At 62.7% G+C, this 21,108-nt stretch carries 19 protein-coding genes; 14 read left to right on the forward strand and 5 right to left on the reverse strand.

The window, feature by feature from the left end; all coding sequences use genetic code 11:
* The first annotated feature begins 69 nt into the window (after positions 1 to 69).
* The 7 genes from panD to PMI20_RS28895 all read left to right on the forward strand — a co-directional run bounded on the left by panD (position 70) and on the right by PMI20_RS28895 (position 10,862).
* The gene (gene panD, locus PMI20_RS28865; protein WP_007924662.1) at positions 70 to 450 is read left to right on the forward strand and encodes an aspartate 1-decarboxylase; all 381 of its coding nucleotides are present in this window, start codon (positions 70 to 72) and stop codon (positions 448 to 450) included.
* A gap of 239 nt (positions 451 to 689) precedes the next feature.
* Entirely contained in the window at positions 690 to 2,354 is a 1,665-nt protein-coding gene (pgi, locus tag PMI20_RS28870; RefSeq protein WP_007924664.1) for a glucose-6-phosphate isomerase, read from the forward strand.
* Between the two features lie 174 nt (positions 2,355 to 2,528).
* Entirely contained in the window at positions 2,529 to 4,466 is a 1,938-nt protein-coding gene (gene acs, locus PMI20_RS28875) for an acetate--CoA ligase (RefSeq protein ID WP_007924666.1), read from the forward strand.
* A gap of 39 nt (positions 4,467 to 4,505) precedes the next feature.
* On the forward strand, positions 4,506 to 5,372 hold the full coding sequence (locus PMI20_RS28880; RefSeq protein ID WP_007924668.1) for an oxygenase MpaB family protein: 867 nt from the start codon (positions 4,506 to 4,508) through the stop codon (positions 5,370 to 5,372).
* A 151-nt stretch (positions 5,373 to 5,523) separates the two neighbouring features.
* Entirely contained in the window at positions 5,524 to 6,702 is a 1,179-nt protein-coding gene (locus PMI20_RS28885; RefSeq protein ID WP_007924669.1) for an acetyl-CoA C-acetyltransferase, read from the forward strand.
* Between the two features lie 111 nt (positions 6,703 to 6,813).
* A complete protein-coding gene (locus PMI20_RS28890; RefSeq protein ID WP_007924670.1) occupies positions 6,814 to 7,830 on the forward strand; it encodes a class I SAM-dependent rRNA methyltransferase in 1,017 nt (338 codons plus the stop codon).
* Between the two features lie 113 nt (positions 7,831 to 7,943).
* Positions 7,944 to 10,862, forward strand: coding sequence for a DUF748 domain-containing protein (locus PMI20_RS28895; RefSeq protein ID WP_007924671.1), 2,919 nt, complete (start codon positions 7,944 to 7,946; stop codon positions 10,860 to 10,862).
* A 203-nt stretch (positions 10,863 to 11,065) separates the two neighbouring features.
* Here the strand turns inward: PMI20_RS28895 and PMI20_RS28900 are convergent, their stop codons facing one another.
* The gene (locus PMI20_RS28900; RefSeq protein ID WP_007924672.1) at positions 11,066 to 11,422 is read right to left on the reverse strand and encodes a BON domain-containing protein; all 357 of its coding nucleotides are present in this window, start codon (positions 11,420 to 11,422) and stop codon (positions 11,066 to 11,068) included.
* Between the two features lie 286 nt (positions 11,423 to 11,708).
* Entirely contained in the window at positions 11,709 to 12,125 is a 417-nt protein-coding gene (locus PMI20_RS28905) for a pilin (RefSeq protein WP_007924673.1), read from the reverse strand.
* 363 nt (positions 12,126 to 12,488) lie between these two features.
* On the opposite strand from PMI20_RS28905, the gene PMI20_RS28910 reads away from it, so the two are divergent.
* Genes PMI20_RS28910 through yacG form a run of 4 tightly spaced genes read left to right on the forward strand, consistent with a single transcriptional unit; the run spans position 12,489 to position 15,401 of the window.
* On the forward strand, positions 12,489 to 13,706 hold the full coding sequence (locus tag PMI20_RS28910; RefSeq protein ID WP_007924674.1) for a type II secretion system F family protein: 1,218 nt from the start codon (positions 12,489 to 12,491) through the stop codon (positions 13,704 to 13,706).
* 2 nt (positions 13,707 to 13,708) lie between these two features.
* Complete coding sequence (locus PMI20_RS28915) at positions 13,709 to 14,581, forward strand: prepilin peptidase (protein ID WP_007924675.1); 873 nt, start codon at positions 13,709 to 13,711, stop codon at positions 14,579 to 14,581.
* Positions 14,578 to 15,201: a dephospho-CoA kinase gene (coaE, locus tag PMI20_RS28920; RefSeq protein WP_007924677.1), complete on the forward strand. Its 624-nt coding sequence runs from the start codon at positions 14,578 to 14,580 to the stop codon at positions 15,199 to 15,201. Before PMI20_RS28915 ends, coaE begins: the two co-directional genes overlap by 4 nt.
* Positions 15,198 to 15,401, forward strand: a complete 204-nt coding sequence (yacG, locus tag PMI20_RS28925; RefSeq protein WP_007924679.1) for a DNA gyrase inhibitor YacG — start codon at positions 15,198 to 15,200, stop codon at positions 15,399 to 15,401. Before coaE ends, yacG begins: the two co-directional genes overlap by 4 nt.
* Positions 15,402 to 15,405: 4 nt before the next feature.
* Here the strand turns inward: yacG and PMI20_RS28930 are convergent, their stop codons facing one another.
* The 3 genes from PMI20_RS28930 to PMI20_RS28940 form a co-directional block, all read right to left on the reverse strand.
* Entirely contained in the window at positions 15,406 to 15,621 is a 216-nt protein-coding gene (locus PMI20_RS28930) for a hypothetical protein (RefSeq protein WP_007924682.1), read from the reverse strand.
* Positions 15,622 to 15,686: 65 nt separating this feature from the next.
* On the reverse strand, positions 15,687 to 16,376 hold the full coding sequence (locus PMI20_RS28935; protein ID WP_007924684.1) for an energy-coupling factor ABC transporter permease: 690 nt from the start codon (positions 16,374 to 16,376) through the stop codon (positions 15,687 to 15,689).
* A complete protein-coding gene (locus tag PMI20_RS28940) occupies positions 16,373 to 16,840 on the reverse strand; it encodes a hypothetical protein (RefSeq protein WP_007924686.1) in 468 nt (155 codons plus the stop codon). Before PMI20_RS28940 ends, PMI20_RS28935 begins: the two co-directional genes overlap by 4 nt.
* Positions 16,841 to 17,294: 454 nt before the next feature.
* On the opposite strand from PMI20_RS28940, the gene PMI20_RS28945 reads away from it, so the two are divergent.
* Genes PMI20_RS28945 through PMI20_RS28955 form a run of 3 tightly spaced genes read left to right on the forward strand, consistent with a single transcriptional unit; the run spans position 17,295 to position 21,102 of the window.
* Complete coding sequence (locus tag PMI20_RS28945) at positions 17,295 to 18,731, forward strand: undecaprenyl-phosphate glucose phosphotransferase (RefSeq protein ID WP_037034433.1); 1,437 nt, start codon at positions 17,295 to 17,297, stop codon at positions 18,729 to 18,731.
* A complete protein-coding gene (locus PMI20_RS28950; RefSeq protein ID WP_007924690.1) occupies positions 18,731 to 20,191 on the forward strand; it encodes a mannose-1-phosphate guanylyltransferase/mannose-6-phosphate isomerase in 1,461 nt (486 codons plus the stop codon). Before PMI20_RS28945 ends, PMI20_RS28950 begins: the two co-directional genes overlap by 1 nt.
* Complete coding sequence (locus PMI20_RS28955) at positions 20,191 to 21,102, forward strand: glycosyltransferase family 2 protein (RefSeq protein ID WP_037034435.1); 912 nt, start codon at positions 20,191 to 20,193, stop codon at positions 21,100 to 21,102. Before PMI20_RS28950 ends, PMI20_RS28955 begins: the two co-directional genes overlap by 1 nt.
* The last annotated feature ends 6 nt before the right edge of the window (positions 21,103 to 21,108 follow it).

Genomic DNA, 21,108 nt, shown 5'->3' on the forward strand with positions numbered 1-21,108 from the left:
ACTGCCGCCGCCCGGGGCCTGCAGCGATGCTGCGGGCCCTGTTCGAGGATCCGACCGAGAGAACCACTCATGCACGCCATCATGCTCAAGGCCAAGCTGCATCGCGCCGAAGTCACCCACGCTGTGCTCGACTACGAAGGCTCCTGCGCCATCGACGGCGAATGGCTGGACTTGTCCGGTATCCGTGAGTACGAACAGATCCAGATCTACAACGTCGACAATGGCGAACGCTTCACCACCTACGCCATTCGTGGCGAGGAAGGCTCGCGCATGATCTCGGTCAACGGCGCCGCCGCGCACAAGGCCAAGGTCGGCGACCGGGTGATCATCTGCGCTTACGCTCACTACAGCGAAGCCGAACTGCTCAACTTCAAGCCACGCATGCTCTATATGGCGCCAGGCAACGAGCTGAGCCACACCAGCCATGCCATCCCGGTTCAGGTCGCCTGAACCCCAGTCATTCTCACCCCCTGAAATCCCGTTCGTGCGCGGCTCTGAGGCGCCGGTGTAAAAAAGTACCGGCCGCAAGTCAGACAAAGCCAAGACAGATCAGCACGCGAGAGTTACTGTTATCGCCCTGCGTGCTTAATCGTGTCAGCGCAGGTTTGACCGAACGTTATTCTTCGAGCAGGACGTTCCGGGCTTTTCAGTGTCCAACAGGCAGTTCAAGTAAAAGGAAAACCGCAGCGATGGCGTACTACCGCACTCCTCACGACGTTACCGCTCTGCCCGCCTGGCAAGCGTTGAATGACCACCGCCAGGCCATGCAGGATTTCAGCATGCGCGAGGCCTTCAATGCCGACCCGCAGCGCTTTCATCAATTCAGCCTCAGCGGCTGTGGGCTTTTTCTAGATTACTCGAAGAACCTGATCACCTCCGAAACCCGCAACCTGCTGGTGGGCCTGGCCAACGAAGCCGGCCTGCAGGACGCGATCAAGGCGTTGTTCGCCGGTGAGCTGGTCAACTCTTCCGAAGGCCGTCCGGCCCTGCACACCGCCCTGCGCCGCCCGGTGGGCGACAAGCTGTCGGTCAACGGCGTCAACGTGATGCCGGAAGTGCACAAGGTGCTGAACCAGATCACCGAGCTGGTCGGGCGCATCCATGACGGCCTGTGGCGTGGCTACACCGAAAAGCCGATCACCGACGTGGTGAACATCGGCATCGGCGGTTCCTTCCTCGGCCCCGAGCTGGTGTCCGAAGCCCTGTTGTCCTACGCCCAGAAAGGCGTGCGTTGCCATTACCTGGCCAATATCGACGGCAGCGAGTTCCACGAGCTGTCCTCGAAGATCCGCGCCGAAACCACCCTGTTCATTGTCTCGTCGAAATCCTTCAATACCCTGGAAACCCTGAAGAACGCCCAGGCCGCACGCGCCTGGTACCTGGCTCAGGGCGGCTCCGAGGCCGAGCTGTATCGCCACTTCATCGCAGTGTCGAGCAACAACGCCGCCGCGGTGGCCTTCGGCATCCGCGAAGAGAACATCTTCCCGATGTGGGACTGGGTCGGCGGGCGTTACTCGCTATGGTCGGCCATCGGCCTGCCGATCGCCCTGGCCATCGGCATGTCCAACTTCAAGGAACTGCTGTCCGGTGCCTACACCATGGACCAGCACTTCCAGACCGCGCCGTTCGAGCAGAACATGCCGGTTCTCCTGGCTCTGCTGGGCGTGTGGTACGGCAACTTCTGGGGCGCGCAAAGCCACGCGATCCTGCCGTACGACCACTACCTGCGCAACATCACCAAGCACTTGCAGCAGCTGGACATGGAATCCAACGGCAAGAGCGTGCGCCAGGACGGCACGCCGGTTTCCACCGACACCGGCCCGGTGATCTGGGGGGGCGTGGGCTGCAACGGCCAGCACGCGTACCACCAGTTGTTGCACCAGGGCACCCAGCTGATTCCGGCCGACTTCATCGTTCCGATCGTCAGCTTCAACCCGGTCGCCGACCATCACCAGTGGCTGTACGCCAACTGCCTGTCGCAAAGCCAAGCGTTGATGCTGGGCAAGACGCGCGCCGAGGCCGAGGCCGAGCTGCGTGAAAAAGGCCTGAGCGAGGCCGAAGTCCAGAAGCTGGCACCGCACAAGGTGATCCCCGGCAACCGCCCGAGCAACACCCTGGTGGTCGAGCGCATCAGCCCGCGCCGCCTGGGCGCGTTGGTGGCGATGTACGAACACAAGGTCTTCGTGCAGAGCGTGATCTGGGGCATCAACGCCTTCGACCAATGGGGCGTGGAGCTGGGCAAGGAGCTGGGCAAGGGCGTCTACAACCGCCTGGTCGGCAGCGAAGAAACCCCGGCCGAGGATGCTTCGACCCAGGGCCTGATCAACTACTTCCGCGGTCGCCACCGCGGCTGATAGCTATCTGAAACACCCCTTCGCGAGCAATCGAGCGTCGACCGGCTGCTCCTACAGAATCCGTATCCATCTGTGGGAGCGAGCTTGCTCGCGATTGGCCTCCCTCCCCTTGAACCCCTTCCGATCAAGGCGCATCTTTATTACTTGTCGCTAAAACAAGAATAAGGAACCGTCATGTTCGATATCAGCATGTTCCCCCAAGCCGATGCCGTCCGCCGGGCCGCACAATTGAGTCAGGACGACTACCAGCGGCTGTACCGCGAATCCATCGAGCACCCCAGTACCTTCTGGGCCGAACAGGCCACCCGCTTTCTCGACTGGAGCGCTCCCTGGCAAACCGTGCAGCGCTATGACCTGAAAACCGGCGCCGCCAGCTGGTTCGCCGGCGGCCAGTTGAACGTCAGCTACAACTGCATCGACCGCCATCTGGAAAAACGCGGCGATCAGGTAGCGATCATCTGGGAAGGCGACGACCCTGCCGAGTCGCTGCAAATCACCTACAAGAAACTCCATCACTACGTCTGCCGCCTGGCCAACGTCCTGAAAAGCCGCGGCGTGAAAAAAGGCGACCGGGTGTGCATCTACATGCCGATGATCCCCGAGGCGGCCTACGCCATGCTCGCCTGCACCCGTATCGGTGCGGTGCACTCGGTGGTCTTTGGCGGATTTTCCCCGGACGCGTTGCGCGACCGCATTCTCGACGCCGACTGCCGCACCGTGATCACCGCTGACGAAGGGGTGCGCGGCGGCAAGTTCATACCCTTGAAAAACAACGTCGACAAGGCCCTGCAAAGCTGCCCGAACGTCAGCACCGTGGTGGTGATCGAGCGCACCCAGAACCCGGTGAACTGGATCGAAGGCCGCGACCTCTGGTATCACCAGGCCCTGCGCGACGTCGAAGACGACTGCCCGCCGCAACCGATGGACGCCGAAGACCCGCTGTTCATCCTCTACACCTCAGGCAGCACCGGTAAACCCAAAGGCGTGCTGCACACCACCGGCGGCTACTTGCTGCAAGCGGCGATGACCTTCAAATACGTACTGGACTACCGCGAAGGCGAAGTCTTCTGGTGCACCGCCGACGTCGGCTGGGTCACCGGCCACAGCTACATCGTCTACGGCCCGCTGGCCAATGGCGCGACCACCCTGATCTTCGAGGGCGTGCCCAGTTATCCGAGCAGCTCGCGCTTCTGGGAGGTCATCGACAAACACCGGGTGAACATCTTCTACACCGCCCCCACCGCGTTGCGGGCGCTGATGCGCGAAGGCCCCGAGCCGCTGCAACACACCTCGCGCAGCAGCCTGCGCCTGCTGGGCACTGTCGGCGAGCCGATCAACCCGGAAGCCTGGGAATGGTATTTCAATAGCGTCGGCGAGCAGCGCTGCCCGATCGTCGACACCTGGTGGCAGACCGAAACCGGCGGCATCATGCTCAGCCCGCTGGTCAGCACCAGCTACATCAAGCCGGGCTGCGCCACCCGCCCGATGTTCGGCGTGCAACCGGTGCTGCTGGATGAGTACGGCAAGGAAATCAACGGCGCCGGCAGCGGCATCCTGGCGATCAAGGCCAGTTGGCCGGCACAGATCCGCAGCGTCTACGGCGACCCGCAGCGCATGGTCGAGACCTATTTCAAACCCTACCCGGGCTACTACTTCACCGGCGACGGTGCGCGGCGCGATGAAGACGGCGACTACTGGATCACCGGACGCATCGACGACGTGATCAACGTGTCCGGGCACCGCATCGGCACCGCCGAAGTCGAGAGCGCCCTGGTCCTGCATGACAGCATCGCCGAGGCCGCGGTGGTCGGCTATCCCCACGACCTCAAGGGCCAGGGCATCTATGCCTTTGTCACCCCGATGAACGACGTCGAGCCCAGCGAAGAACTGAAGAAGGAACTGTTGAGCCTGGTCAGTCGCGAGATCGGCAGTTTCGCCAAGCCGGAACTGATCCAGTGGGCGCCGGCCTTGCCGAAAACCCGCTCGGGCAAGATCATGCGGCGTATCCTGCGCAAGATCGCCTGCAACGAGCTCGACAGCCTGGGCGATACCTCGACCCTGGCCGACCCGAGCGTGGTCGAGGGCCTGATCGATAAACGCCTGAACCTCTGAGCGGGGCCTCGGGCCTCAACCAAGGAACAGCCAAGCGGTATGGAATTCATTCGCAGTCGTATCGAAACCCAGGTGATGAGCCTGGGTGGCCTGTCGCTGGGCCAGCTCGACCTGGACAACCCCAAGGGCGACCCGGGCCTGTTCGGCCCGGACGCCATCTGCTGGCAGGTGCATGGCGATTTCAGCAGCATGCTGATCGGCGGCATCAGCGCCTTGCTGATGCAAGCCCTGCACCCGCTGGCCCTGGCCGGGGTCTGGGATCACTCGAACTTCCGGGAAGACATGATCGGGCGCCTGCGGCGCACCGCACAGTTCATTTCCGGCACCACCTTCGGCTCGCGCCAGGATGCCGAATGGCTGATCGACAAGGTGCGCACCATTCACCTGCAGATCGTCGGCCATGCGCCAGACGGTCGGCCATACGCCGCCAGCGATCCGCAACTGCTGACCTGGGTACATGTGGCCGAGGTCAGCAGCTTTCTGGCGGCGCACCTGCGTTATCGCAACCCGCACCTGTCGCCTACCGACCAGGACCGTTACTACGGGGAAGTCGCGCTGATCGCCGAGCGTCTTGGCGCCACTGATGTACCGCGCTCGCGCCGGGCCGTGGCGGATTACCTGGCACGGATGCGCCCCCAGTTGCTCTGCGATGAACGCAGCCGCGAGGTGCTGCGTTTGCTCTTGGCGGCACCTGCCCCAAGCCGCCTGGCCAAGCCATTTGGCTTGTTGATGATGCAGGCCGGCATCGACCTGTTGCCCGACTGGGCCAGCGATATGCTCGACGTCAACCAGGGTCTGCTGCAACGCCAGTTGATCCGCGCCAGCGTCAACCGCAGTGCGCCGATGCTGCGCTGGGCGGTACGCAACGGCTCGATACATCGCGCACGCCGACGCATGGGCCTGTAATACCCGACCGGGCGAACAGAACGCGACCCACCGGTTCGCGATTGGCGACGTCGCGACCTTCTATGCAACCATGATTTTCCAAGTTCTCGCGCACCGGTCACCTGCCAATGGCCGCCGACCGATGCCGCCAATAACGATGAGGATTCGCGCCATGCAAGACGTCGTAATCGTTGCCGCCACCCGCACCGCGGTCGGCAGTTTCCAGGGTTCGCTGGCGAACATTCCCGCGGTCGATCTGGGGGCCGCGGTGATCCGCCAGCTGTTGGCCCAGACCGGCCTGGACGGCGCCCAGGTCGATGAAGTGATCATGGGCCAGGTGCTCACCGCCGGCGCCGGGCAGAACCCCGCGCGCCAGGCCGCGATCAAGGCCGGCCTGCCCCACGCCGTGCCGGCGCTGACCCTGAACAAGGTCTGCGGCTCCGGCCTCAAGGCCCTGCACCTGGGCGCCCAGGCGATCCGCTGCGGCGACGCCGAAGTGATCATCGCCGGCGGCCAGGAGAACATGAGCCTGGCCAACTACGTGCTGCCCGGTGCCCGCACCGGTCTGCGCATGGGTCACAGCCAGATCGTCGATAGCATGATCAGCGACGGCCTGTGGGACGCCTTCAACGACTACCACATGGGCATCACCGCCGAGAACCTGGTGGACAAATACGCCATCAGCCGCGAAGCCCAGGATGCCTTTGCCGCCGCCTCGCAGCAGAAGGCCGTGGCCGCCATCGAGGGCGGACGTTTCGTCGATGAGATCACCCCGATCCTGATTCCCCAGCGCAAGGGCGAGCCCGTGGCCTTCGCCACCGACGAACAACCGCGCGCCGGCACCACCGCCGAATCCCTGGGCAAGCTCAAACCAGCCTTCAAGAAAGACGGCACGGTCACCGCCGGCAACGCCTCGTCGCTGAACGACGGCGCCGCCGCGGTGATCCTGATGAGCGCCGCCAAGGCCCGGGCCCTGGGCCTGCCGGTGCTGGCGAAGATCGCCGCCTACGCCAACGCCGGCGTCGACCCGGCGATCATGGGCATCGGCCCGGTGTCGGCCACCCGCCGCTGCCTGGACAAGGCCGGCTGGTCCCTGGAGCAGTTGGACCTGATCGAGGCCAACGAAGCCTTCGCCGCCCAGGCGCTGTCGGTGGGCAAGGAACTGGGTTGGGACGCGAGCAAGGTCAATGTCAACGGCGGCGCCATCGCCCTCGGCCACCCGATCGGCGCCTCGGGCTGCCGGGTGCTGGTGACCCTGCTGCATGAAATGCTCAAGCGCGATGCCAAGAAAGGCCTGGCCACCCTGTGCATCGGTGGCGGCCAGGGCGTGGCATTGGCCATCGAACGCTGATCACAATCCCCTTGTAGGAGCGGCCGATCTTTCGCGAGCAAGCTCGCTCCTACACAGAGGACAAAACGAAACTGGTAGACTGCCCCGCCCAATCATCCGCAAGGCGCCCGCATGTCTTCCTTGAATCAGGCGCTGCGCGCCGCCCTCGATCATCGCCAGGACCTGCTCGTCGAGCTGCATCAGCAAGGCACCGACTGCTATCGGCTGTTCCATGGCAGCCAGGAAGGCGCCGGGGGCCTGACCATCGATCGTTACGGCCCGCAGCTGCTGGTGCAAAGCTTTCACCAGACGCTGGAACGCGATGCCTTGCTGCAATTGCACGAGACCGTCCAGCAGCAACTGGGCCTGGACACCCTGCTGGTCTACAACGACCGCTCCCGGGGTAACTCACGCATCGACCGCGAGGATTCGGTTTACCGCGCCGAAGAAGAGGCGCTCAAAGACCTGGTCGGCCACGAATGGGGCTTGAACTACCGGGTACGCGGTCGCCATGCCGGCCAGGACCCACTGCTGTTTCTCGACCTGCGCAACGCCCGTGGCTGGGTCAAGGCCCACAGCGCCGGCAAGAGCGTGCTGAACCTGTTCGCCTATACCTGTGGCGTCGGTCTGAGTGCCGCGGCAGGTGGTGCCCGCGAGGTGTGCAACCTGGACTTCGCCGAGGGCAACCTGGCGGTCGGCCGCGAGAACGGCCAGCTCAATCCGCAATTGCCAGCCATGCAGTTCGTGCAATCGGATTACTTCCCGGCGATCCGGCAACTGGCCGGCCTGCCCATCAGCCAGCGCCGTGGACAAAAGCTGCCCAGCTACCCACGCCTGGAACAACGCCAGTACGACCTGGTGCTGCTCGACCCGCCGGCCTGGGCCAAGAGTGCATTCGGCACCGTCGACCTGCTGCGCGACTATCAGAGTCTGCTCAAGCCTGCCCTGCTGGCCACCGCCGACAATGGCGTGCTGATCTGCTGCAACAACCTGGCGAAAGTCACGCTGGACGACTGGCGCGAACAGGTGCTGCGCTGTGCCGAAAAAGCCGGTCGCCCGGTACGCGAATGGCAGGTGTTGACACCCGCTCGCGACTTCCCGTCCATGGACCAGCAACCGCCGCTCAAGACCCTGATCCTGCATCTGTGACCTGCTGCGAGGAATCTGAACAATCCTGTTTGCGACCGTCACGGGATTGTTTCGGAACCGGAAACGCATGCCATACTCCAACGCACTTCCGATTCAGATAGATGAAGCCTCGCATGTCCAAAGGATTGATCCGCGCTATCGGCGCCTTGTTGACCGCTCTCGCCCTGTACAGCCTGTTGGGCTTTCTGATTTTGCCGGGCATCGCCTTGCGAGTGGCCAATCAACAGTTGGCCAACTACGCGACGGTACCGGCAAAGATCCAGCGCATCGAACTCAACCCGTTCAGTCTCGAACTGACGCTCTGGGGCCTGAATATCGGTGAGCCGGGCAAGGAGCAGGTGGCCTTCGAACGTCTCTACGCCAACCTGCAACTGGACAGCCTCTGGACCCGCGCGCTGCACCTGGCCGATATCGAACTGGACAAACCCAAGAGCGAGATCCTGTTCGCCAAGGATGGCAAGCTCAACCTGCTGGGCCTGTTCAACCTGCCCGCCAGCGAACCGATTCCGGACGACCCCGAGGCCAAGCCATTCCCGCTGCGGATCGAACGCATCAAGCTGGCCGACGGTTATGTGCATTTCGAGGACCAGCGCCCCAGCGAACCCATCAAGTTTCTCTACGACAAACTCGACCTTGAACTGAAGAACCTCAGCACCCTGCCCGACGACAGCACCGACATGACCCTGGTCGCCATGGGCCCCGCGGGTGGCCAGCTCGACTGGAGCGGTAACTTCAGCCTGACGCCGATCGCCTCCGAGGGCCGCCTGAAAGTCACCAACGGCCAGATGAAAGCCTGGTGGCCCTATGTCCGCGACGCGGTACCACTGGTTCTCGAAGACGGCGTGCTGAACCTGGATACCCACTACAAGCTGAACCTGGCCAAGGAAACCGAGCTGTTGCTCAGCGATGCCTCGGTCAGCGTCGCCCCCTTCGCCATCAAGGCCCCCGACGGTCGGCCGCTGGCCCGCCTGGAGCGCCTGGACGTCAGTGAAACCACGGTCGACCTGGCCAAGCAGCAAGTGGTGGTCGGCAAGATCCGCAGTCAGAAACTGGAAACCTGGGCCGCCCTGGAGGCCGATGGTCAACTGGACTGGCAGAAGCTGTTCGCCAGCCAGCCGGCCAAACCGGCCGCCAAGCCCGCTCCGGCCGCCGCCGATACTCCGCCGGCTCCCGCTCCAGCGCCAAGCAAACCCTGGCAGGTGCTGCTCAAGGACGTGCAACTGCGCAATTACCAGGTGCACCTGGCGGACCGTCAGGCCAAGCCGGCCGTAGCTTTGGAAGTCGGCCCGCTGAACGTCGACGTGCAGAACTTCGACAGCCTCAACCAGTCGCCTTTCAACCTCAAGCTCGACACCGGAGTGGGCAAACAGGGCAAGATCCTCGCCAACGGCGTGGTCAACCTGCAACCGGTGACCGCCAAGCTGGCGGTGCAGACCAAGGACATCGACCTGCGGGTCGCCCAGTCCTACATCAGCCCGTTCATTCGCCTGGAGCTGCGCAGCGGCATGCTCGGCAGCGACCTGGCGGTGGACCTGAAAAACATCGATCCCCTGACATTCAGCGTGACTGGCCGCGCCCAGGTCGACCAGTTGCACACCCTGGACACCCTGAAAACCCGCGATTTCGTGAAATGGCAGCAACTGGTGCTCGAAGGTCTGAACTATCAGCATGGCGACAGCCTGACGATCAACAAGGTCAACCTGATGCAGCCCTATGCGCGCTTCATGATCAACGATGACCGCACCACCAACATCGATGACCTGCTGATCCCGCAACCGGCCGACAGCGCGCCGAAAGGCGCAGCCAAGCCGGCCGCCAAGGAAAAACCCCTCGGCATCCATATCGGCCAGATCGCCATCAACGACGGTTCGGCCAACTTCGCCGACTTCAGCCTGACCCCCAACTTCGCCACGGCCGTCCAGCAACTCAATGGCCAGATCGGCACCATCGACAGCCGCCAGGCAAAACCGGCCAGCGTCGATATCAAGGGCAAGGTCGACCGTTATGCGCCGGTCACCATCAAGGGCAGCGTGAACCCCTTCGATCCAATGGCCGCCCTGGACATCGCCACCAGCTTCAAACGCGTCGAACTGACCAACCTGACCCCCTACTCCGGCAAGTTCGCCGGCTACCGCATCCGCAAGGGCCGGCTCAACCTCGACCTGCACTACGTCATCACCAACGGCCAGCTCAAGGCCGAAAACAAAGTGGTGGTCGAACAACTGGAGCTGGGGGAAAAAGTCGACAGCCCGGATGCCGTGAGCCTGCCACTGAAACTGGCGGTCGCCTTGCTCAAGGATGTCGACGGCAAGATCTCCATCGAACTGCCGGTGACCGGCGATCTGAACAACCCACAGTTCAGCGTCATGCCGATTGTCTGGCAGACCCTGCGCAACCTGATCGTCAAGGCTGCCGCGGCACCGTTCAAACTGATTGGCGGGCTGGTCGCGGGTGGCGGTTCGCAAGACTTGGGCAGTGTCTCGTTCGCCCCGGGCTCGAGTGACTTGAGCCCGGAATCGGAAGCAACGCTGGTCAAGCTGTCCAATGCGCTCAAGGAACGTCCGGCCCTGCGCCTGGAGATCGAAGGCACCGCCGCGCAGAGCAGCGATGGCCCGCTGATCGCCGAGCAACGCCTGGAGCGGGAATACCAGTACAACTACTACAAGATGCTCCAGCGTCGCGGCGACAAGGTGCCGGCCCAGGCGTCGCTGCTGGAAGTACCGGAGAAAGAGAAAGCCCCGCTGCTGGAAGGCATCTATCGCACACGCCTCAAGACCCAGCCACCGGCCGATTGGAAGGACCTGGGCAAGGAAGAGCGCACCGCGAAAATGCGTGAAGGCGTGATCAAGTTCTGGAGTGGCAGCGATGTGCTGTTGCGCCAGTTGGGCCAGGAGCGGGCCAGCAGCATCAAGGACTTCCTGGTGGACAAGGGCCAACTGGCGGACGACCGGGTCTACTTCATCGATGCCAACCTTGGCCAGGCCGAAAGCGATGGTCGGGTCATTACCCCCATGCACCTGGACGCCGAATAGCCCCCCTCCCCGCCGCCCCGGAAACGGGTCGGCCCGGCGTTTTTCCCCCGCCATAAACAGAACAGGCCCCGACACACTGTGCCGGGGCCTGTTCTGTTTACAAAAGGAGCCACTTCCCTGTGGCCATTCGCATGAACCTTCAAGGAAGCGGTAGATGAATCCTCTACCGCATCTTCTCCCTGTCCAGGAAAGAAGCTTGAGGCTTAGTCGGTTTTCAAACCGTCAGCCGATACTGCCTTCACGCCTTTGATGTTCTTGGTGATGTTGACTGCGGTTTCTTTCTGCGCCGCGGTCAGAGCAGTGGTGGAGGATAGGGAAACCACACCCTTGTTGGTTTCGACCTTGATGTCGGTACCAGGAATGCCTTTTTCAGTTACGAGATCCGCTTTGACTTTGGTGGTGATCCAGGTGTCGGAAGTGGCTTCCTTGGCCTCGGTCACTTCACCCGCCGCGAGCACCATTGGCGCCTGAGTAGCTTGAGTGGTCTGGGCAAATGCGACGTTAGCCATGGTCAGGGTCAGAGCGGTAGCAGTTGCAGCAGCGATAGCGAACTTCTTCATACGAGTAACTCCTGTTCTTCTGGAAAACCTGCTCCAAGTCCTGGCAGCAGGGTTACTTAAGTAGATTGCAGGCGTTATGCCAAGTTCAGAAAAACAATAAAACTCTTAAATATCAATGAATTACAAAACCATCCAAACACTCGCGGTCATGCAAAATGCATGACCGGCGAATAATCTGCATGCAAGTTGCACTTCCCAGGCGAGCTAACTTCCTGAATTCTCGATACTTTCCCCAAAGGCGCACTGGCGCGTGGCGTTTCACTCGTCGAGCAAGCGAGAACCGGGCTCAGCTGCCGCTGGCGGTGCAGCCTTTGGGGGAGTAGTCCGCGGGGACAGTGGTGGTGCAGACCCAGCCATCGGCCGTGGTGCGGGTCAGGGTGACGGTCTTGTTCAGCACCGGTGCCGGTGCATTGAGGATGGTGCAGCCGATTGTTCCCGCTCCGGTCGAGGCAGAACCCGCAGCGGTCATGGTGCAGTTCGACGTCGCCGCCTTGCCCCCCACCAGCTCCAGGGTCGGATCGCTGCCCTGGTTCAGCACGTCCTCGAAGTTGACCTTCAGCGCCGAGGCTTCGGCCAACGCCGCGGTGACCTTGGCCCGCGCCTGGTATTTGGAATACAGCGGCATGGCAAAGGTGGCCAGGATGCCGATGATCGCCACGACGACCAACAGCTCGATCAAGGTAAAACCTTTCTGATACTTCATCTATCTGCTCCAAGCAGGGGATATCCAGGGGTCTGGGCACTCACCACACAGCCATAGCACAGCCTGTGCCAGCGCCTGCGCCCCGGCTGAACGGGGCTTTAGCGGCGCGGAGCTGCGGCAGTGAGCGCCAGAAGTCGCACTATCTGACACTTTTTGTCAGCCAAGTGCCCTGGGCCGGTCGTCGTGACGGGCTACGCTGTCATTCGATCATCGATTGCATTCACTGCCCGCCCCATCCAAGGAACGTATCGGGCCATTCAAACTCTATGAGCCGGACGCCGCGCCCCGCGCAGCGGTCCACTCGCTAACGCACAGGGCACTGCCGGCCCTGAGGACATCCATCACAACCCGGGACTCGACACCATGGCGGTCAAAGCAGCAAAAGTCAGTGTTTACCTGTGGGAAGGCACCGACAGGCAAGGCAGCAAACTGCGCGGCGAATTGAGCGGCCATACCCCCTCGCTGATCAGGGCCCAGTTGCGCAAGCAAGGCATCAACCCGGCCAGGGTCAGGAAGAAGTCCAGCTCGCTGTTGCAGCGCACGCCCCCGATCAAGGCCTGCGACATCAGCCTGTTCACCCGGCAACTGGCGACCCTGATCAAGGCCGGCGTGCCACTGCTGCAATCGTTCGACATCATTGCCGAGGGCTTCGACAACCCGAACATGCGCAAACTGATGGGCGAGCTGAAACAGGACATCGCCGCCGGCAGCAGCTTCACCACCGCGCTGCGCAAGAGGCCGCGGTACTTCGACGAGCTGTACTGCAGCCTGGTGGATGCCGGCGAACAGGCCGGGGCCCTGGAAACCCTGCTGGAGCGGGTGGCGACCTACAAGGAAAAAAGCGAAAACCTCAAGACGCGGATCCGCAAGGCCATGACTTATCCCCTGGCGGTGATCTGCGTGGCGCTGGTGGTCACGGGGATCCTGCTGGTCAAGGTGGTGCCGCAATTCCAGTCGATGTTCCAGGGCTTCGGCGCGCAATTGCCCATGTTCACGCAACTGGTCATCGCCCTCTCGGAATTCGTGCAGCACTGGTGGTGGCTGCTGGCGGGCGCACTGTTGCTCAGTGTGTTCGGCCTGCGCCATGCCCGCCGGCGCTCACCACGCTTTCGCCACTGGCTGGACGTGGGCCTGCTGAAACTGCCGTTGGTAGCGCCACTGATGTACAAGTCCGCGGTGGCCCGCTACGCCCGCACCTTGTCCACCACTTTCGCCGCCGGAGTGCCGCTGATGGAAGCCCTGGGCTCGGTGGCCGGGGCCACCGGCAACCAGGTGTTCAAGCAAGCGGTGAACCGCATCAGGCAGGACGTGGCGACCGGCATGCAGTTGCATTTTTCCATGCGCGCATCCGGCATCTTTCCCGGCATGGCCATCCAGATGACCGCCATCGGCGAAGAGTCCGGGGCCCTGGACGGCATGCTGGAAAAGGTCGCGATCCATTATGAGGAAGAGGTCGATACCCTGGTCGACACCCTGAGCAGTCTCATGGAACCCGTGATCATGGTAGTTTTGGGCACCCTCGTCGGCGGCCTGGTGGTCGCCATGTACTTACCCATCTTCCAACTCGGCACAGCGATCTGAACATGTCATTGACTGAGGTCCTGGCCAGCTACCCGCTGGTCTTCGTAGCATCGGTGCTGATCCTGGGCCTGATTGTCGGCAGCTTTCTCAATGTGCTGATCTGGCGTCTGCCAAAGATGCTCGAACGCGACTGGCACGCCCAGGCCCGTGACATCCTCGGGCTGCCCGACGAGCCTGCCGGGCCGACCTACAACCTGTTGCTCCCGCACTCCCAGTGCCCGCACTGCGCGCACCCGATCCGCCCCTGGGAAAACATCCCTCTGTTCAGCTACCTGCTGCTGCGCGGACGCTGCTCCGCGTGCAAGGCCCCGATCGGCCGGCGCTACCCGCTGGTGGAGCTGACCTGCGGCCTGGCCTCGGCGTTCGTGGCCTGGCATTTCGGCTTTGGCTGGCAGTCCGGCTTGATGCTGTTCCTGAGCTGGGGCCTGTTGGCGATGAGCCTGATCGATGCCGATCATCAACTGTTGCCCGACGTGCTGGTGCTGCCCCTGTTGTGGCTGGGCCTGATCGTCAATGGCTTCGACCTGTTCGTCAGCCTCCACGATGCGCTGTGGGGCGCCGTGGCCGGCTACCTGTGCCTGTGGTCGGTGTACTGGTTGTTCAAGCTGCTGACCGGCAAGGAAGGCATGGGGCACGGCGATTTCAAGCTGTTGGCCATGTTCGGCGCCTGGGGCGGCTGGCAGATTCTGCCGATGACCCTGCTGCTGGCCTCACTGACCGGAGCCCTGGCCGGGATCGCCATGCTGCGCCGCAACCGCGCGCAAATGTCCACGCCTATCCCTTTCGGTCCCTTTCTGGCCATTGCCGGCTGGATTGCCTTGCTCTGGGGTGGTCAAATAACCGACTCCTATTTGCAGTTTGTCGGTTTCAGATGACCAAGCCTGTTTTCAAACCCTGGATCCTCGGCCTTACCGGCGGTATCGGCAGTGGCAAAAGTGCCGCGGCCCAGCACTTCATCGACCTGGGCATCCATGTGGTGGATGCCGATCACGCCGCCCGCTGGGTGGTGGAGCCCGGCCGCCCGGCCCTGGCCCGCATTGCCGAACATTTCGGCGACAGCGTGCTGCAGGCCGATGGCCAGTTGGACCGCGCCGCACTGCGCAAGCTGATCTTCGAGGTGCCGCAACAACGCCTCTGGCTGGAAGCCTTGCTGCATCCATTGATTGCCGATGAAATCGCCGCCCACCTGGCCCGTGCCGAATCGCCCTACGCGATTCTGGTGTCACCGCTGTTGATCGAATCCGGGCAATACGCGATGACCCAGCGGATCCTGGTGATCGATGTGCCGCAGCAACTGCAGATCGAGCGGACCCTGCAACGCGACCGGATCAGCGAACAGCAGATCCAGGCGATTCTCAAGGCTCAGGCGACCCGAGAAGATCGCCTGAGCCATGCCGACGATGTGCTGGTCAACGACCGCGACCTCGTCTGGCTGCACAGCGAGGTCGAACGCCTGCATCACTTTTACCTTACCTTGCGTGGAGGCCAGTCATGAGCCAACCCCTGACCGTGGAATGTCCAACCTGCGGTGCGCCCGTGGAATGGACCGCGAGCAACCTCAACCGTCCATTCTGCTCGGACCGCTGCAAACTGATCGACCTCGGCGCCTGGGCTGCCGAAGAACACAAGATTCCGGTCAGCCCGGATGCCGAGGACGATCTGTTTTCCGACGATCTGCCGCCTCGCGCCCACTAAAGCTTTAAGGCCGCATGAAAGCGTAATCCTGCGTATCGTCGAGGTTCTCCGCGAGAAACTGCAACTCGTCGGCCAGATCCTCGCCGCTGCGCACCCGCCGACTCTCCTGCACCACCGCGCTGAGCAGGGCGCGCAGGCTCAAGCCCGGTTCGAACCCCTCTTGCTGCGCAGTATCCAGACTCTTGCGTACTTCCTGCCGCGCCCATTCATACACACTCATGACCCTGCTCCCGAACGGTTTTTGCCGAGCATGGGACCGCGCCTGCCGAACGTGTTTGATATGGATCAAGAACGCGGATCGTCATCCTTCCACGGTGCCGACAGGTAACGGGTGCGGTTGAAGGTTTCCAGCCATTCGGGGCAGAACACCACCAGGGCGCTGACCACCATGCCGTTGATGAAGGCCTCGGGAAAGAGGATCAGCCACAGGTAGCCGACGAAGTCCTCCAGCCATTCCGGCATGGCAAAACGCCCGTCGAACCACAGCAGCCCCAGGCCCACCAGCAGGCACAACAAGGCCGACAGGGCGGCGGCAAAAAAACCGGAACAGAAGATATACACAAAGGGATTACGCGGCTGCGCGCGCTCCACCAGGATCGCGCAGCATTCGGTGACCAGCACCGGCAGCAGGATCAGCAAGGCGCCGTTGATGCCGACCGCCGCCAGGTCCTGGCGACCCAGCGCGACCAGCCCCACCTGGGCAATCAGGCCGCCGACGATCGCCAGCGGCCAGTCCAGCAACAGGGTCACCGCCGTCATGCCGATGAAGTGATAGGACACCCCGGTATCGAAATCCCGGCGCACCAGCCACAACATGAACAACGCGAACACCGTACCGAACAGCAGATGCTGACGCCGACTGTCGCTGAACAGCTCGACCCAGGGCGCGCGCCAGGCGGCCCAGACCAGCACTGGCACATAGATCAGCCAGCCGGCGCCGAGAGTGAGCGGCGCCAGCAGCGCGGCACTGATCATGGTTGCGCCTGCTCCAGCGCTGCGCGCAGTTCGGCGGCCGTGCCGTATTCCCGTTGAGCCACCAGCCGGCCATCGTCGAGCTGCAGCCACAGGACTTTATCCACAGCCCCGGCGTAGCGCGGCGCCACCCGCCCGTCACGGTCGAGCATGACCCGGTAGCCATAATCACGCATCGCCGGCACCGCGAACATCCTGGCGATCACCGCCGGCATGCGCTGGATGTCCGCGACGAATACCGTGTGCCGGGCCTCCAGATAACCCGCGGGACGATCCTGCAAGGCGGCGTTCACCAGCTTGGCGCCATCCATGCTGCGCGCCACCAGCAGGGTCCGTGCCTGCCCGTCGAGGCTGTAGGCCCGGTCGAATTGATCGAGCAAGGTCCAGGGCGCCAGACGCTCGCCGACCTCCACCGCGTGCGCCAGCAATGGCATCAAACCCAGCAACAGCAATGACCAATACTTCACAGCTTCTTCCCCTTCCTTCGGTTAGTTCGCAGCGTCCAGTCTACACCGCCAGAGCGCCCCACCCGAGGGCCGCATCAGCCATCAAGAACCCCGTAATCACGGGCGAAAGGGAATAAGTCGCCACCGGTTGGACAAGAGTCGACCCCTGAACAACACTCCATTTATCCGTCACGCCCTCGCTCACGAATGAGCCAACTTCGTGACACATGCCCAGGCTGCCATTCGTCCTGGATGCGCAAAACCGTCAAAAAACCGATGCATAATGCAAAAAAAGGATTAATCTGCCAGAATTAGTCAATTCATTGACCATCAAAGCAGAAAAATAGTATTGTCTGGCCATCATGGGCCGCCAAAAAACAGACTTTTTGCAGTAAGCCTTAGTTTTTTCAGCCTGCCTCTGTAGTGGCTTTACCCTTAACAGAGCTGGGTTCTTACCTGGCAACGACGGGATTCGATGCTTACGAAATCGATTGATAGCAGGTTCCTGACCCGAACCGGATTCATGGAACTCTTCATTTCGGGGGTAAAACTGACGCACGCCCTGTCCGCCGCCCTGCCTGGCATCCTGCTGCTCCTGAGTCTTGAATCCGCCAGTGCGGATATCTGGCCAACCGTACTCGGCCTGCTGCTGTTCTTTGCCGTCATCACCGTCATCCTGTTCCAGGCCCAGGGGGTCTACTCCGAAGAGTTCTTCAGCAATCGCCTGCGTCTGCGCACGATGCTGGTGGCCTGGACCTCCGCCTTCTGCATCCTGCTGGTCATGTACCTGGGGCTGCACCTGCTGCCGGTCTTCAGCCTGCGGGACCTGGCTATCTGGTTCATCGCCAGCCTCGTGCTGTTTGGCATCGAGCGTCTGTTTCTGCTGCGCCTGTTCCATTCGTGGATGGCCAGGGGCAAATACCTGCAACGCACGGTGATCCTCGGTTTCAGCGAGAGCGCGCTGTTCCTTGCCGAACACATGCAGCGCCATGGCGATATCCGCTCCGGCCTGATCGGTTTCATCGACGATCGCAGCGACCGCGTGCCCAAGGCCTTCTGCGACCTGCCTTTTCTGGGCAACACTCAGAACCTGGAAGAGCTGATCCGTTCCGAGCAGGTCAATCAGGTCCTGATCGCCCTGCCCTGGGCCGCGCACGCGCGCATCGGCGAACTGGTGCAACGGCTGCGGCAGTTGTCGGTGAATGTCGCCCTGGTGCCCGACATCACCACCCTGCGCTTTGGCCACAACCGCACGACCGATGTCGGCGGCATCCTGATGTTCAACACTTCCGAGCTGCCATTGCGCGGCTGGGCGCCGCTGATCAAGCGCTGCGAGGACATCGTGCTCGCCCTGCTGGGCCTGGTCCTGTTGTCCCCTGTGCTGCTGGCCACTGCCGTGGCGGTGAAGCTCGATTCCAAGGGCCCCGTGCTGTTCCGGCAAAAGCGCTACGGCTACAACGACCGGCTGATCCGTGTGTTCAAGTTCCGCTCGATGTATGTCGAGCAGGCGGACCTCAATGCCGAACGGCAGACCACCCGGGAAGACCCGCGGATCACCCGGGTCGGACGCTTCATTCGCAAGACCAGCATCGATGAGCTGCCCCAGCTGTTCAACGTGCTGATGGGCAACATGTCGATTGTCGGGCCTCGCCCACACGCCACCGCCACCAAGGCGGCGGGAGTGCCGTTCGAACAGGCGGTGCGCGAATACAGCTCGCGCCATCGGGTCAAGCCCGGGATCACCGGCTGGGCGCAGATCAATGGCTACCGGGGAGAAACCGACACCCTGCAGAAAATCCAGAAACGAGTGGAGTACGACCTCGATTACATCTCCAAGTGGTCGGTCTGGCTGGATCTGTACATCGTTTTCATGACGGTTCCGGCCGTCCTCTCGACGAAGGAAGTCTACTGATGAGCGCATTCACTGGATTGATCCCCTGCATTATTTCCGGCGGCTCTGGCTCGCGCCTGTGGCCAGTCTCTCGGCAGAACATGCCCAAGCCATTCATACGCATGCGCGATGGGCAGAGCCTGCTGCAAAAGACCTTCGTCCGCGCCAGCAGCCTGGCGGACGTCAGCTGCGTGGTCACGGTGACCAACCGCGAGCTGCTGTTCCGCTCGCTGGACGAGTACCGCAATGTCAATCAGGGCAAGCTGGGCCTCGACCTGCTGCTCGAGCCGTTCGGGCGCAACACCGCCGTGGCCATTGCCGTGGCGGCCCTGCATGTGCGCGAGTACTGGGGCGACGAGGCGCAGTTGCTGATCCTTCCGGCCGACCACCTGATCCTCGACCAGGATGCCTTCGCCGCAGCCGTGGGCAAGGCGCGCAGCCTTGCCGAAGCAGGTTATCTGGCGACCTTCGGCATTCAGCCCGACAAACCCGAGACCGGTTTTGGCTACATCGAACAGGGCCCGGCGCTGAAGGAAGGTTTCCAGGTCGCGCGCTTCGTCGAGAAACCCAACCTGGCCACTGCCCAGGCCTACGTCGACAGCGGCAACTACTTGTGGAACGCCGGGATGTTCTGCTTCCGCGCCGATACTCTGCTGCAAGAGCTGACTCTGCATGCTCCCGAGGTGCTGAGCGCCGCCCAGGCCTGCCTGGAGCAAGGCATGACCCTGGACAACAAGCACTGCCGCCAGCGTGAACTTGACGCCGACAGCCTGGCCCGCGCCCCGGACGTTTCGATCGACGTGGCCCTGATGGAACGCTCCAAGCGGGTCGCCGTGGTGCCCTGCGACCTCGGCTGGAGCGACATCGGTTCCTGGGATGCGCTGCGCCAGCTGACCCCGAGCGACGCCGCCGGCAACCAGGTCAACGGCGAAGCCATCCTGCATGACGTGCGCAATTGCTATATCGACTCGCCCAAGCGGGTTCTCGGGGCCGTCGGCGTCAGTGACCTGATCATCGTCGACACCCCGGACGCGCTGCTGGTGGCCGATGCCTCGCGGACCCAGGACGTGCGCCATATCGTCACCGAACTCAAGCGCCTCGGCCACAGTGCCTACAGCCTGCACCGCACGGTCACCCGCCCTTGGGGGACCTACACCGTGCTGGAGGAAAGCAGCCGCTTCAAGATCAAGCGCATCATGGTCAAGCCCAAGGAATCGCTGTCGCTGCAGATGCATCATCACCGCAGCGAGCACTGGATAGTGGTCAGCGGCGCCGCCCTGATCACCAATGGCGACCTGGAGGTCCTGCTCAACAGCAACGAATCCACCTATATCCCCGCCGGCCATAAACACCGCCTGAGCAACCCCGGGATCATCGACCTGGTGATGATCGAAGTGCAAAGCGGCGAGTACCTGGGCGAAGACGACATCGTGCGTTTCGAAGACGTCTACGGCCGTGCCCCGGCGCAGGTAAAACCATGATGAAGGTGGCGCTGATCATTCCCGCCCGCAACGCCGCACCGCATCTCGAGCGGTTGCTCCCGGCGCTGGCCGCGCAGACGCTGCAACCGGACACGGTGCTGGTGGTCGACAGCAGCTCGACGGACGACACCGTCGACCGCTTCCGGCAGTTCGGCGCCCGGGTGGAGGTCATCGCCGCCCAGCAATTCAACCATGGCGGCACCCGCCGCTGGGCGAGCGAGCAGGTGGATGCCGACGCGCTGATTCTGCTGACCCAGGATGCGATTCCGGCCACGCCCCAGACCTTCGCCAACCTGATCCAGGAGCTGGAAGAAGACCCGCGGATCGGCCTCGCCTATGGTCGTCAACTGCCACATCCCGGGGCCGGGATTCTCGAGGCGCAGTCACGCCACTTCAACTACAGCCCGCAGAGCCGCAGCAAAAGCCTGGCCGACGCCGGGGAGCTGGGGATCAAGACCTGCTTCAGTTCGGACTCGTTTTCCGTCTACCGGCGCAGTGCCCTGCAAGCGGTGGGTGGCTTTCCCGAGGACGTCATCGGCAGCGAGGACGCCCACGTCGCCGCGCGCATGCTGCTCAACGGTTATCTGGTGCGCTACGCCGCCAGTGCGTGCGTGCAGCATTCGCACAGCTACAGTCTGATGCAGGAGTTCCGCCGCTATTTCGATATCGGCGTGTTTTATGGCCGCGAGCCCTGGATCCGCGAAGCCTTCGGCACCGCGGGCGGAGAAGGCAAGCGTTACGTCCAGGCCGAGTTGCGCGCCTTGCGTGACGCCGGCCAGTTGCAACGCGTACCGGAAGTGCTGCTGCGCAGCGCGCTGAAACTGTTGGGCTATCGCCTCGGCCACGCCGAACAGCATCTGCCGACACCGCTCAAGCGTCGCTTGAGCATGTTCTCAAACTACTGGACCTGAGCTGTC

Origin of the sequence: Pseudomonas sp. GM17, assembly GCF_000282175.2 — a bacterium.
Taxonomy (GTDB): Bacteria; Pseudomonadota; Gammaproteobacteria; order Pseudomonadales; family Pseudomonadaceae; genus Aquipseudomonas; species Aquipseudomonas chlororaphis.